Source organism: Cupriavidus sp. a3 (genome assembly GCF_051015765.1).
In the GTDB taxonomy this organism is placed as follows: Bacteria; Pseudomonadota; Gammaproteobacteria; order Burkholderiales; family Burkholderiaceae; genus Cupriavidus; species Cupriavidus oxalaticus_A.
Genome location: NZ_CP170644.1, coordinates 881,991 through 894,310, shown reverse-complemented (window position 1 = coordinate 894,310; position 12,320 = coordinate 881,991). Strand labels below are relative to the sequence as shown.

Annotated in this window: 12 protein-coding genes; 5 read left to right on the top strand and 7 right to left on the bottom strand. The window is 67.4% G+C overall.

Annotated elements, in window-relative coordinates:
- Nucleotides 1-201 precede the first annotated feature (201 nt).
- Nucleotides 202-480 (top strand): type II toxin-antitoxin system RelE/ParE family toxin, encoded by a 279-nt coding sequence (locus ACAD63_RS25970; RefSeq protein ID WP_434034571.1) that lies wholly within the window; start codon nt 202-204, stop codon nt 478-480.
- Between the two features lie 10 nt (nt 481-490).
- On the top strand, nt 491-820 hold the full coding sequence (locus ACAD63_RS25965) for a HigA family addiction module antitoxin (protein WP_133094486.1): 330 nt from the start codon (nt 491-493) through the stop codon (nt 818-820).
- Nucleotides 821-868: 48 nt separating this feature from the next.
- Here the strand turns inward: ACAD63_RS25965 and ACAD63_RS25960 are convergent, their stop codons facing one another.
- The 4 genes from ACAD63_RS25960 to ACAD63_RS25945 form a co-directional block, all read right to left on the bottom strand.
- A complete protein-coding gene (locus tag ACAD63_RS25960; protein WP_434034570.1) occupies nt 869-2,227 on the bottom strand; it encodes a serine hydrolase domain-containing protein in 1,359 nt (452 codons plus the stop codon).
- Nucleotides 2,228-2,277: 50 nt separating this feature from the next.
- Nucleotides 2,278-2,760, bottom strand: a complete 483-nt coding sequence (locus tag ACAD63_RS25955) for a MarR family winged helix-turn-helix transcriptional regulator (protein WP_133094484.1) — start codon at nt 2,758-2,760, stop codon at nt 2,278-2,280.
- A 200-nt stretch (nt 2,761-2,960) separates the two neighbouring features.
- The gene (gene ribA / locus ACAD63_RS25950) at nt 2,961-3,557 is read right to left on the bottom strand and encodes a GTP cyclohydrolase II (protein WP_133094483.1); all 597 of its coding nucleotides are present in this window, start codon (nt 3,555-3,557) and stop codon (nt 2,961-2,963) included.
- 203 nt (nt 3,558-3,760) lie between these two features.
- On the bottom strand, nt 3,761-4,231 hold the full coding sequence (locus ACAD63_RS25945; RefSeq protein WP_133094482.1) for an Lrp/AsnC family transcriptional regulator: 471 nt from the start codon (nt 4,229-4,231) through the stop codon (nt 3,761-3,763).
- A 152-nt stretch (nt 4,232-4,383) separates the two neighbouring features.
- Between ACAD63_RS25945 and ACAD63_RS25940 the strand changes: the two genes are divergently transcribed.
- Nucleotides 4,384-4,746 (top strand): AsnC family transcriptional regulator, encoded by a 363-nt coding sequence (locus ACAD63_RS25940; RefSeq protein ID WP_133094481.1) that lies wholly within the window; start codon nt 4,384-4,386, stop codon nt 4,744-4,746.
- Between the two features lie 9 nt (nt 4,747-4,755).
- Here the strand turns inward: ACAD63_RS25940 and ACAD63_RS25935 are convergent, their stop codons facing one another.
- Nucleotides 4,756-5,673, bottom strand: a complete 918-nt coding sequence (locus tag ACAD63_RS25935; RefSeq protein WP_135702852.1) for a LysR family transcriptional regulator — start codon at nt 5,671-5,673, stop codon at nt 4,756-4,758.
- Between the two features lie 147 nt (nt 5,674-5,820).
- Between ACAD63_RS25935 and metE the strand changes: the two genes are divergently transcribed.
- Nucleotides 5,821-8,196, top strand: a complete 2,376-nt coding sequence (gene metE / locus ACAD63_RS25930; RefSeq protein ID WP_434034569.1) for a 5-methyltetrahydropteroyltriglutamate--homocysteine S-methyltransferase — start codon at nt 5,821-5,823, stop codon at nt 8,194-8,196.
- A gap of 88 nt (nt 8,197-8,284) precedes the next feature.
- On the opposite strand, the gene ACAD63_RS25925 is transcribed toward metE, so the two are convergent.
- Together ACAD63_RS25925 and ACAD63_RS25920 are read right to left on the bottom strand one after the other, a co-directional pair.
- A complete protein-coding gene (locus ACAD63_RS25925) occupies nt 8,285-9,703 on the bottom strand; it encodes a DUF1254 domain-containing protein (RefSeq protein ID WP_434034568.1) in 1,419 nt (472 codons plus the stop codon).
- Nucleotides 9,704-9,966: 263 nt separating this feature from the next.
- The gene (locus ACAD63_RS25920) at nt 9,967-10,344 is read right to left on the bottom strand and encodes a short-chain fatty acid transporter (protein ID WP_133094477.1); all 378 of its coding nucleotides are present in this window, start codon (nt 10,342-10,344) and stop codon (nt 9,967-9,969) included.
- Nucleotides 10,345-10,569: 225 nt separating this feature from the next.
- Here ACAD63_RS25920 and ACAD63_RS25915 point away from each other — a divergent pair, with 225 nt between their 5' ends.
- A complete protein-coding gene (locus ACAD63_RS25915) occupies nt 10,570-12,279 on the top strand; it encodes an MBL fold metallo-hydrolase (protein ID WP_133094476.1) in 1,710 nt (569 codons plus the stop codon).
- The last annotated feature ends 41 nt before the right edge of the window (nt 12,280-12,320 follow it).

Here is a 12,320-nt window from a genome sequence, read left to right as displayed (position 1 = left end):
TCCCGAGAAGGTGTAGCCCATACACTGTACATCCATACAGTGTAACAGTTTGGAAAAGGATTCGTATCGATTGCGTCGCTCGCTTTCGTCGCTCGCTTTCAGAGGATTGACGGTGCGGCGCTATGGCGGCGGCGGTTTCATGAAGCCGCCCCCTCTGCTCAAATTCGTCGATTTGCCATTTATCGATTATCGATATACGATATGATCCAATCCTTCAGATGTTCCGACACCGCTGCACTGTTCGACGGCGATTACGTCGCCCGCTTTGCGAGCATCGAGTTCGTTGCCCAGCGCAAGCTGGAGATGCTTGATGACGCCGCCACGTTGGGTGCGCTGCGCTTTCCGCCGGGCAACCGCCTGGAAAAACTAGGCGGTGATCGCAAGGGACGCCACAGCCTCCGCATCAACGGCCAGTGGAGAGTCTGCTTCATCTGGACCCATGACGGCCCCGCGGCTGTCGAGATCATCGACTACCACTGAGGACAGCAACATGGCACGCTTTGAAAACCGCATGCGCCCGATCCATCCGGGCGAAATCCTGCGCGAGGAATACCTGGTGCCGCTGGGCATGAGCGCCAATGCGCTGGCGCTGGCGTTGCGCGTGACGCCGGCCCGCATCAACGAGATCGTGCGCGAGCAGCGCGGCGTCACGCCAGACACCGCGTTGCGCCTGGCGCGCTATTTCGGTGGCGATGCGCGTTCGTGGATGAATATGCAGGTGACCTACGACCTGAAGGTCGCGCAGCGGGATCTGGGCGAGCGCATCGCGGCGGAAGTGGTGCCGCGCGAGGGCGCCGGCCAGGAAATTCCGGAAAACTAGGAAAGCAGAATGCCGGGGGCGGCGCAGCCTGCCACCCCCGGCACGCCATTACCGCGACAACGTCTCGGCCAGCGCCCGGAACGCGCGGAACGTGATCGGGTTGTTGGCAGCGTTCCCCGCGACCGGGTGCGACGCATAGCGGACGATCGTCAGCTCGGCCTTGGGGTCGATGTAGATGCGCTGCCCATGGATACCTGCAGCCTGGAACATGCCGTGGCTGTCGTGGGACACCCACCACATGTCGCGATAGCTCCAGCCCGGCAGCACGGGGCCGCTGCCCGAGCGCGCAAACTGCCCGCGGTCGCCGCCGCGGCGGATATCGGCCACGACCGATGCCGGGATGATCTGCTTGCCGTTGAAGCGCCCGTTGCCGCGGATGGTCTCGCCGAAGCGCGCGAGGTCGCGCAGCGTGGTGTTCAGGCCGCCGCCGCCCGATTCCGTGCCGATGCTGTCGACCGTGAAGTAGGCATCCTGCTCGGCGCCCATCGGCTGCCAGATCCGTTCCGACAGCAGCCTGGCCAGCGACTGGCCAGAAGCGCGGCGCACGATCCACGCGAGCACCTCGGCATTTACCGTCTTGTAGGCAAAGACATCATCGTGTCCGCCTTCCTTCTGCAGCGTCTTCAGGAAGTCGTAGAAGGTTGCCGGCCCGTTGTAGGCGGCAGGCCGGGCGAGCATGCCGCCGGCGCGCGCATAGTCCCAGACCTCGGCCTTGGGATTGGCATAGTCCTCCGAATAGCGGACGCCGACGGTCATGTCCATGACCTGGCGCACCGTGGCATCGCCGTAGGCGGTGCCGGCCATCTCCGGCAGGTAGCGCGTCACGGGCGCCGCCGGATCGAGCTTGCCGTCGGCCGCCAGCATTGCCGCCAGCGTGCCAACGAACGACTTCGTCACCGACATGGCGATATGGGGCGTATGGCCGTCCAGTACGCCAAAGTAGCGCTCATAGACGACCTTGCCCTTGTGCATGACCAGGATGCCGTCGGTATAGGTCAGCGCCAGCATCTCTTCGAAGGTCCGGCGGGTGCCGTCCGCATCGCTGAAGGGCACCGAGCCGATATCGCGCTCCGCGCGCGGCAGCGGGCTGGGCGGGCCGTTGCCGCGCCAGACCGACGCGGTCGGCACCAGTTCGCGGATATGCGAGAACAGCCAGCGATTGCGCGGGAATTTCTCGGCGCCCGGCACGTGGGTGATCTGCTTCTCGGGCGGCGGCGGAAAGCCTTGCATCCAGCCGAGCCGGACCGGGTCGCTTTCCAGCGCGGCGACCAGCGCCGGCGCCGCGGGCGCAGTGGGTGCGATGGCGCGGCCCGCGTCCTGGCTCCAGGCCGGCAAGGTGGCGGCGCACAGGGCGCCGCATGCAATGGCGCGCCATTGGCGGCGCGTCCGGGTGTGGTTGGCTGGCATGTCGTCTCCTCGTTGTTATGTGGTCGTGCCGTTTTGCGCTCAGCGCCCTGCTACCCTGCCGGCGGCTCGATACCGAGCTGATGCGCCTCGAGCGCCGCGGTCAGCTTGCCGATGCACCGGTCCAGCGTCTGGACTTCGGCTTCGGACAGGACCGACAGGAACATCTTTTCCAGGACATCGCCGCGCTGGTAGGTCTGCGCGACCAGTGCCGCGCCGGCCTGGGTCAGGAACAGGTTCAGTTGCCGGGCATCGGCCGCGCCTACCTCGCGGCGCAGCAAGCCCCGCTTCGCCAGCGCGGTGACGAGCTTGGACGTCACCGTCTTCTCAAGCAGCACCAGTTCGATCAGGCGCGTCAGCGTCAGGCCGGGCTCCAGTCCGGCAAAACGCAATACGCGCAATTCCCTCAGGCCGATGCCGAATTCCCGCTCATAGAAGCCGGAGGCAGACTCCCTGGTCATTTCGCAAAGACGGTTCAGCCGGAATGTCAGGTATTCCAGGATCGAACCGGTGGTGTTGGCGGCGGAGTCGGGCATCAGGACAAAAAACTTGCGGACGGCCGACAGATTCTAATGGCAATAGTTGCCATTAGCAACCAATCAGGCGCAACATCTCCTGCGCGCTGCCCGCTTGCGGATCAACCCTGGATCATGTGAGGAACAAGCCCGCGCACCTGGTCATGACGGGCCCGTGGGTGGCCGGGCAGTTACCCGGCAGGCCACCCAGCCAGCCGCCGTCAGTCGAGCAGGTGCCCCATGCGCGTGCGCTTGGTCGCCAGGTATTTCTCGTTCTCGGCGTTGGACGGCACGATGTGCCGCAGTTGCTCGTTGACCTTGATCCCGGCCTTTTCCAGCGCGGCGGCCTTGAGCGGGTTATTGCTCATCAGCCGCACCGACGTGACGCCCCATTGGTGCAGCAGGTCGGCCGCAAAGGCGTAGTTGCGCGCGTCGATGGCCTGGCCCAGCGCCAGGTTGGCGTCCACGGTATCGAGCCCGCCATCCTGCAGGCGGTAGGCGCGGATCTTCTCCGCCAGGCCGATGCCGCGGCCTTCGTGGCCGCGCAGGTACAGCAGGATGCCGCGGCCTTCGGCAGCGATCTTTTCCATCGCCAGCTCGAGCTGCGGGCCGCAATCGCAGCGGCAGGAACCGAAGACATCCCCGGTCAGGCATTCGGAATGCATGCGGATCAGCACGTCCTCGCCTGCCACTTCGCCCACGCTCAGGGCCAGATGCTCAATGCCCGAGTGGGCGCCCTTGAAGGCGTGTGCCGTGAAGTCGCCAAATCGCGTCGGCAGGCGTGCCGAATCGATCAGCTCAATTTCTGTGTCGTTCATACCGGAATTCTTTTCAATGGGCGCGGGGCGGCCCGGCACCGGCGACATTATGAGCGGAATTGCGCGTTCGCGCTTGATTCGGCAATGGAACGCACCGTTGCGGGTCGCCGGCATATTCCTCCCGCAAGGCGCCGGCTGGTTTACTGACACCACCACCGAAGTGATGTACAAGGCATGATACTCTGGCTGCGCCGGCCGGCGGCTCAGGGTTCGACGGAGGGCTCGCGCTTCAGCGTGCGCAGCACAAAGGTCGAGCGGCTGTGGCGCAGTCCGGGCAGCTTGTACAACTTGTGCCGCAGGAACTCCTCATAGCCCTGTGTGCCGGCCACCGCGACCTTGATCAGGTAGTCGTAGTCGCCGGTGAGCAGATAGGCCTCCATCACTTCCGGCAACTCGGCCAGCGCCTGGCCGAAGCGGTACAGCATGTCGTCGTCGTGACGCTCGAGCGTGACCTCGATCAGGACCGTATCCGGCAAGCCCAGCGCCTTCTGGTTCAGCAGCGCGGCGTAGCCTTCGATGACGCCACTTTCCTCGAGTGCGCGCACCCGGTTCCAGCAGGGTGTGGCGGACAGGCCGACCTGCTCGGCCAGCTTGGCATTGGACAGGCGGCCGTCGCGGCGGAGTTCGCGCAGGATGCGGCGGTCGGTGTCATCGAGCTTGGGAGGTTGCACCATGGCCCCTGAAATATTTGGAAGAAACTTCTGCAAATTTTGCCATAATAAGATGCTTCTTTTTCAATTCCACTAATCTTGGAGAAAATTAAGAAGCTCATTTTGCATCCCGGCTGGTACATTGACTACATCAGAAGACCTGCCGGAAACACCACATGCCAGCCACCGTCCTTCCCACCCTGCGCCTTTCCCTCCAACTCGACGGCACCGACCCGTTCGGTGCGATGGAGTGGGTGTTTGCCAGCGCCCGCCGCACCGGCCTGGCGCCTGAGCAGTTGCGCTTCGACTCGACCCGCTTCGAATCCGTTAGTCAGCCAGTGCTCCACGCGACCTTGACCGCCGCCGATGCCAGCCTGCTGTGGCTGTTCCTGCGCCGTCTGGAAAGTGGCATCGACATGGCCGTGCTGGGCGCTGACGTCGACGATCCGGACAGCGAGGCGCAAGGCGAGCCGGCTCCCGCTCCGCGCGCCGTTGCCCCGCAGGCCCGCAGTGACGCAGGATTGGCGCTTCCGGCCTAGCCACCCACGCTATGCCGGCAGCAGCTCGATCCCATCGAGCTGCGCCGCGCACGTATCCCGCACGATCGCGACAAAGTCCGCCACATAAGGCCGGCGCGCCAGCGGCGCCGGCACCGTGGCATAGAGCTCGCTCCACAGCCCTTTGGCACCGATCCGCTTGGCCAGCACGTAGTCGTGGTCGACGTAGTTCTTCACGCCCCAGTTGGGCAATGCCGCCACGCCGCGCCGGCTCGCCACCAGTTGCAGCACGGCCACCGTCAGCTCCGCGGTGCGGCGCTGCAGCCGGATACCGGCGGGTTCCAGCACCTCGCGGATCAGGTCGATGCGCTGGTCCGGCACCGGATAGGTGATCAGCGTCTCGCCCGCCAGGTCGGCGGCTTCGATGCGGCGCTTGTTGCGCAGCCGGTGCTCGTTGGCGATGACCGCAAGGATCTCGAAGCGGAACAGCGGCGCCACGTCGAGCCCGCGCCGCACCGCAGGCTGCGAGCCGATCACCATGTCGGCGCGGCCCTCGCTGAGCAGCGAGATCGGGTCGGCATGGAAGCCCGCCACCAGGTCCACCTCCACCTCGGGCCAGCGGCGGCGGAATTCATCCATCACCGGCATCAGCCAGTCGAAGCAGGTATGGCACTCCAGCACCACGCGCAATTCGCCGCGAGTGTCGCCCTTGAGCCGTTCGATATCGCGGTCGGCCGCGCTGACCGCGGCCAGCACCTCGCGCGCCAGAGCCAGCAGGCGTTCGCCCGCCGGCGTGAAGCGCAGCCCCTGGCGGGTCCGGTCGAACAGCGGCAGGCCGTAGTGCGCCTCGATCGCCTTGATCTGGTGTGACAGCGCCGACTGGCTGACATGCACGCGCTCGGCCGCGGTGGCGAGCTTGCCGGATTCGGCAATGGCAACCAGCGAGCGGAAATGGCGGACCTCGATCATGCGCAGTCCGGCGCGCGGGCCCGCCCCGTTGTCGTATGAGATGTCGTATGAAATCTATTCATATGTTGTTTAAAACTTGTCGCTTGATTCATTTTATGGGGAAACCGACACTGTGCGCCAGTCATCATCTTCCGGAGCAAGTTCCCCATGGCACGCACCCATATCCTCGGCTTTCCCCGCATCGGCGAACGCCGCGAACTGAAATTCGCGCAGGAGGCCTTCTGGCGCGGTGAAAGCAGCGAAGCCGCGCTGCATGAAGTGGCCGCGCAACTGCGCCGCCGCCACTGGCAGCTGCAGGCCGAGCGCGGCCTGGACACCGTCGCCACCGGCGACTTCGCCTGGTACGACCAGATGCTCAGCCTGACCGCGCTGCTGGGCGCCTTGCCGCGCCGCTTCGGCTTCGACCCGGCGCAGCTGACGCTGACGCAGTATTTCGAGCTGGCGCGCGGCAACCGCGAACAGCCGGCAATGGAAATGACCAAGTGGTTCGACACCAACTACCACTACCTGGTCCCCGAGCTGGACGCCGACACCACCTTCGACGGCGGCCCGGCGTGGTTCTTCGAGGAAGCCGACGAAGCGCTGGCGCAGGGCCTGCGCGCGCGCCCGGTGCTGGTGGGCCCGGTCACCTACCTGTGGCTGTCCAAGAGCCACGTGGCCGGCTTCGACCGCCTCTCGCTGCTGCCGAAGCTGGTGCAGGCCTACCGCCGCATCCTCGGCCAGCTGAAGGCGCGCGGCATCGAGTGGGTGCAGATCGACGAGCCCGCGCTGTGCCTGGACCTGGAACCCGCTTGGCTCGACGCCTTCGACAGCGCCTACGACGGCCTGCGCGACGCGGGCCCGAAGCTGCTGCTGGCGACGTACTTCGACACCGCCGCCGACCACGCCGCGCGCTCCGCCGCGCTGCCGGTCGACGGCTTCCATATCGACCTGGTGCGCGCACCGGGCCAGTTGGCCGCATGGCAGGCCGCGCTGCCGGCGCATGCCGTGCTGTCCGCCGGCGTCATCGACGGCCGCAATATCTGGCGCACCGACCTGCGCCGCGCGCTCGACACGCTGCGCCCCGTGCAGGCGGCGCTCGGCGACCGCCTGTGGCTGGCGCCGTCGTGCTCGCTGCTGCATGTGCCGGTGTCGCTGGCGCATGAAGTGCGCCTCGATGCCGAGCTGAAGTCATGGCTGGCCTTCGCCACCGAGAAGCTCGGCGAACTGCAGCTGCTGGCACGCGCGCTCAACGAAGGCGATGCCGCGGTCGCCGCGCAGCTGGCCGCGTCCGACGCCGTGCAGGCCTCGCGCCGGCAATCGCGCCGCGTGGTCAACCCGCGCGTGCAGCAACGCCTGGCCGGCGTGACTGCCGACATGGCCCACCGCGCCAGCCCGTTCGCACAGCGCATCGAGCGCCAGCGTGAGGCGCTGCAGCTGCCGTTGCTGCCCACCACCACGATCGGTTCGTTCCCGCAGACCGCGGCCATCCGCCAGACCCGTGCGGCCTTCAAGCGCGGCGACATCGGCGCGCTTGAATACCTGGAGCGCATCCGCACCGAAATCGCGCTGGCCGTGCGCAAGCAGGAAGAGCTGGGCCTGGACGTGCTGGTCCACGGCGAGGCCGAGCGCAACGACATGGTCGAGTATTTCGGCGAACAGCTGTGCGGCTATGGCTTTACCGAGAACGGTTGGGTGCAGAGCTATGGCTCGCGCTGCGTCAAGCCGCCGGTGATCTACGGCGACGTGTACCGTCCGGAGCCGATGACGGTAGACACCACCCGCTACGCGCAGTCGCTGACCGAGCGGCCGATGAAGGGCATGCTGACCGGTCCGATCACCATGCTGCAATGGTCGTTCGTGCGCGACGACCAGCCGCGCGCCACCACTGCACGCCAGCTCGCGCTGGCCATCCGCGACGAGGTGTGCGACCTCGAACAGGCCGGCATCCGCGTGATCCAGATCGACGAACCGGCGCTGCGCGAAGGCCTGCCGCTGCGCCGCGGCGACTGGGACGCGTACCTGGACTGGGCGGTCACGGCTTTCCGCCTGTCGGCCAGCGGCGTCAGGGACCAGACCCAGATCCACACGCATATGTGCTACGCCGAGTTCAACGACATCCTGCCGTCGATCGCAGCGCTGGATGCCGACGTGATCACCATCGAGACCTCGCGCTCGGCGATGGAACTGCTGGAAGGCTTTGGTGACTTCGACTACCCGAACGAGATCGGGCCCGGCGTCTACGACATCCACTCGCCGCGCGTGCCGTCGGTGCAGGCGATGGAGCGGCTGCTCGACCGTGCCTGCGAGGTGGTGCCGCCGCAGCGACTGTGGGTCAATCCTGACTGCGGCCTGAAGACGCGCGGCTGGGAAGAAACCGAGGCAGCGCTGTCCAACATGGTCAGTGCGGCGCGCGCGCTGCGCGAGCGCTGGTCCGCTCGCGGCGCGATGGCGTGGAAGCGTGTCGGCAAGCCGGCCGGCCATGTCGCCGCGGCGCCTGCGGGCGGCAGCGCTTGCACCGCGTGTGCGACGCACGCGCACTGAGCAACTCGCGCAACCCGCGCAACCAAAACCTAAAGGCCGCATGCCCACCAGGCATGCGGCCTTTGTTCCTTGCCAAAGCAGCGCTGCGTCAGTTCACCCGCGTCACCGCGGGCGGCATCCAGCTGCCGTCGAGCAGCGCCTGCTCCGGCCAGTACGCGCGCAACATCATGTTCAGTGCATCGGGCGGGGCCGGCAGCCAGTTGGCGGCCCGGGCTCCCGCCGGGCGTTCGTGCTGGATATAGATGTCGAGCGAGCCGTCGCGGTTGTAGCGCAGCCGGTCGCGGCTGCCGATGGCGTAGCGGTGGATCGGGTTGGGGATAAACGCCTGCCGGTCGTTGTAAAGCGTCAGCGACCAGAACGCCCGCGCCGGCGGCAGCTGGTCCTTGTCGAAATGCAGCACGTAGCGCGCGCCGCCCTGCAGCGGCGTGCCGTTGGCATCGGTGCGTGTCGACGCGTAGATCGCATCCTCCGGCAGGTTGGCGCCCAGCCCCACCCACGCGGTCACCGCGCGGCGGGCGTAGTTGGTGCCATAGTTGCCGAGGTCGCGGTGCATGACCCAGCCGTTGCCCGCATCGGCATTTCCCTTGCGCGCGCCCTGCGCGATCGCCGCCAGCGCCGCGGTCGCGCCCTCCTGCACCGCGCGCGCGGTCGACGGTTCCATCACCGTGGTCTTGAACGGCACGCCGGGGCTGATGCCCATGCGGCGCAGTTTCTCCACCATGGCGCTGTCGGCCGCTGCCGGCGGATTGGCCGGCAGCAGCGCGGCGAAGCGCGTGAAGAAGGCCTGCGCGTCCATCGCCGCGACCTGCTCCACCGGCGAACTCTGCGTGTCGACCGCGGCGGCGCGCGGCGCGGGCCGGTCAGGCACGCGGCGGCCGCCGCCCCACGCGGACAGCGGCGTCAGCCGGTACTGGTCCTGCAGCCGGTGCACGGCCGGGAGGTCCTTCTTGCCGTTGACCTGGGTACGGCCGATCAGCCAGACCATCGACGTCGGCGAGCGGATTTCCTGCACGCCCTTGGGCAGCGTGCCGCGCCAGTCGGGTCCGGTGATGGCGAAATTGCCGCGGCGGGTACCGGTGGTGCGCTTGCCCGGCGATGCAAACACATTAGTCCACGCATCCATCAGCGGCATCAGGTAATAGCGGCCTTGCGTGTCGGGCACGGACAGGATCACCGGCTCGCGCGACAGGTCCAGCCACGCCGACGAATACAGCGTATCGGCATTGGGACTGACCACGTCGGTGAAGCTGGCGTCCGGGAACGAGCGCTTGTGGCTGAAGGAGTTGACCGGCGTGCGCAGCGTCATCAGCTCGCGCGTCACGTCCATCAGCACCAGCGGATAGGCATAGGTGAAGACCTCGGCCGACAGGGCCTTCATGGCCTGGTCGGACGGCGGCTGTTCCGCGATGGCGGCCTGGACTGTGGCTGAATCCGGCGCGCTGGCGCAGCCGGACAGCATGACGGCGAGCGTGACCGCGCTCGCCATAAGACGAAGTGAAGGCTTCATGACCCCGTTCCCAATTTTCTTGCGACCTGTCCTGGGATTGCGGCTATGACTGCCGGCATGTCGTCCCGGAGGCGCATGTGTTTGCGCATATTGTGCCTGCCCTTGCGCCGTGTCAATTCCTCGCAGGTAGGGAGCGAGGGCGATCACACTTAAGGTGGTGGCTGGCGGCGGAACATGGATGATAAAGCACCTCTACAGCGCGAGGGAATCACCCGATCGGAAACCGGAATCCCCCTCGATACCAAACCCTCAACACCGACTGCTCAATACCGCATCTGTACATCGTCGACCTTGCCCGTGCGCGCGTTGTACAGGCAGGCATAGTGAAAACCGATCGCCGACGAGCTGTCGTCGGGCTCGAACACGCCTTCACCGTTGACCGACGTCTGCGCGTTGGCGCGCTGGTAGTACTGCTCGCGATCGGCCATCAGCATGACGCTGCCCGGCTGCGGATAGCGGCGCTTGAGCGCCTCGGCGACGGCCGGCTCGCAGGCGACAGAAGCCGCCCTGGACACGGTCTGGGCATCGACCGTGATGCGCGTGGTGGCGGGCGGGACCGGGCGCGGCGCGGTTTGCGGCGGCGTCTCGCAGGCCGCCAGCAGGCACGCCAGCGGCAGGCACAGGATTGAAGCTCGGATCACGCGGACCTCCTCCCAGCGGAAGCGCGCACCTGGCGCCCCTCCAAAAAGTGAAGCGGAGCTATCAGATTACTGCCTTCGGGCGGAAAAGCCAAAGCCGGGCCGCCCTACCCCCCCTGCCGCCTCCGGATTTGCCCCGGATTGCGAATCTTTCAACGCGGCTACACTAACGGCTCCCGGCGTCGGCGCGCAGCACGCGGCGCCGCATGACACCACCATGCCGACACAATGACAACCACAGAGACAAGCGGCGCACGCCCTGCCACCACCGCCATTCCCACGCCATTGCTGCGCAATGCCGCCAGCCTGCTGGTCGTGCGCGACGCGCCCGCCGGCATGGAAGTCCTGCTGGTCCGCCGCGTCGAGCGCGCCAACGACCGCAGCAGCGGCGCCTACGTGTTCCCCGGCGGCACGCTCGACGCGGTGCAAGACAGGGCGCTGCATGCGCATGCCCACGGGCTCGACGATATCGCCGCGAGCGAGCGCCTGGGGCTGCCGGCTGGCGGCCTGGACTTCTATGTTGCCGCGCTACGCGAATGCTTCGAAGAAGCCGGCCTGCTGTTCGCCTGCGGCAGCGACGGACGCCTGCTGCCTCCCGCTGCCCTCGACGCCGCACAACAGGCGCTGTTGCGCGCCGCCGTGCAGCGCGGCGGCCCGGGCCTGGCGCATGCATGCGAGCAGCTCGGGCTGCGGCTGGCAGCCGACCGGCTGGCCTACCACAGCTACTGGCTCACGCCGCCGGGGCTGCCCAAGCGCTTCGATACGCGCTTCTTCGTCGCCATCGCGCCGGAAGGCCAGGAGGTAATCGCCGATGGCAACGAGATCGTCGAACACCGCTGGATCCGCCCTGCCGAAGCCGCCGATCCCGCCAGCGGCCTGCCGATGATGCACGTCACGCGCCGCACGCTGGCGGCGATCGCGCAATTCGAGAACGCCGAGGCCTGCTTCGCGTATGCGGCGCAGTTGCGCGGCATCGCCTGCATCATGCCGCGCCTGGCCACCGGCGCCGCGGGCGTGCGGCCGGTGATGCCCAACGAGGCGTGCTACGCCGAGATCGGCCGCATCGATCCCGAAGGCCGGCAGCATGGCCGTTACGAGCTGTCGCCCGGCTTGCCGGTGCAGCTATCCGAGCGCGTCTGGCGCGTGACCGCGAACAACGGCAGCGTGATGACCGGCCCCGGCACCAACACCTACCTGGTCGGCGGCGGCGCGCGCAACGAATGGGCCGTCATCGATCCCGGCCCCGATGACGACGAACACGTGCGCGCCATCCTGGCCGCGGCGCCTGGCCCGGTCCGCTGGATCTTCGCCACGCACACGCACCTCGACCATTCGCCGGCGGCCGCCGCGCTGCAGGCTGCGACCGGCGCAACGGTGCTGGGCCGTGCCGCGCCCGCCGGCCAGTGGCAGGACGCGGGCTTCGCGCCGCAGCGCGAACTCGCGCACGGCGAGCGCATCGCCATCGGCGACGGCTGCACGCTGCGCGTCTGCCATACGCCGGGCCACGCATCGAACCACCTGTGCTACCTGCTCGAAGAGGAAAAGACGCTGTTCACCGGCGACCACGTGATGCAGGGCTCGACGGTCGTGATCGGACCGCCTGACGGAGACATGCGCGCCTACCTCGATTCGCTGGCCGCCTTGCAGGAAGAAGACCTGGAATGGCTCGCCCCCGGGCACGGCTTCCTGATCGCACGGCCGCAGGACGCGATCCGCCTGCTGGTGCGCCACCGGCTGCAGCGTGAAGCCAAGGTCGCGGCCGCGCTGCGCGGACTGGGCCCCGCGCCAATCGAAGCGCTGGTGCTGCGCGTCTATGACGACGTGCCGCCGCGCATGCACCCGGTCGCGCAGCGCTCGCTGCTGGCGCATTTGCTCAAGCTGCGGGATGAAGGCAAGGCGCGCGAAGCGGACGGGAACTGGTCGGAGGTGGCGGCGTAAAGATCGGAGCGAGGTGCCAGCATGGGCAACCGCAAAAGTTT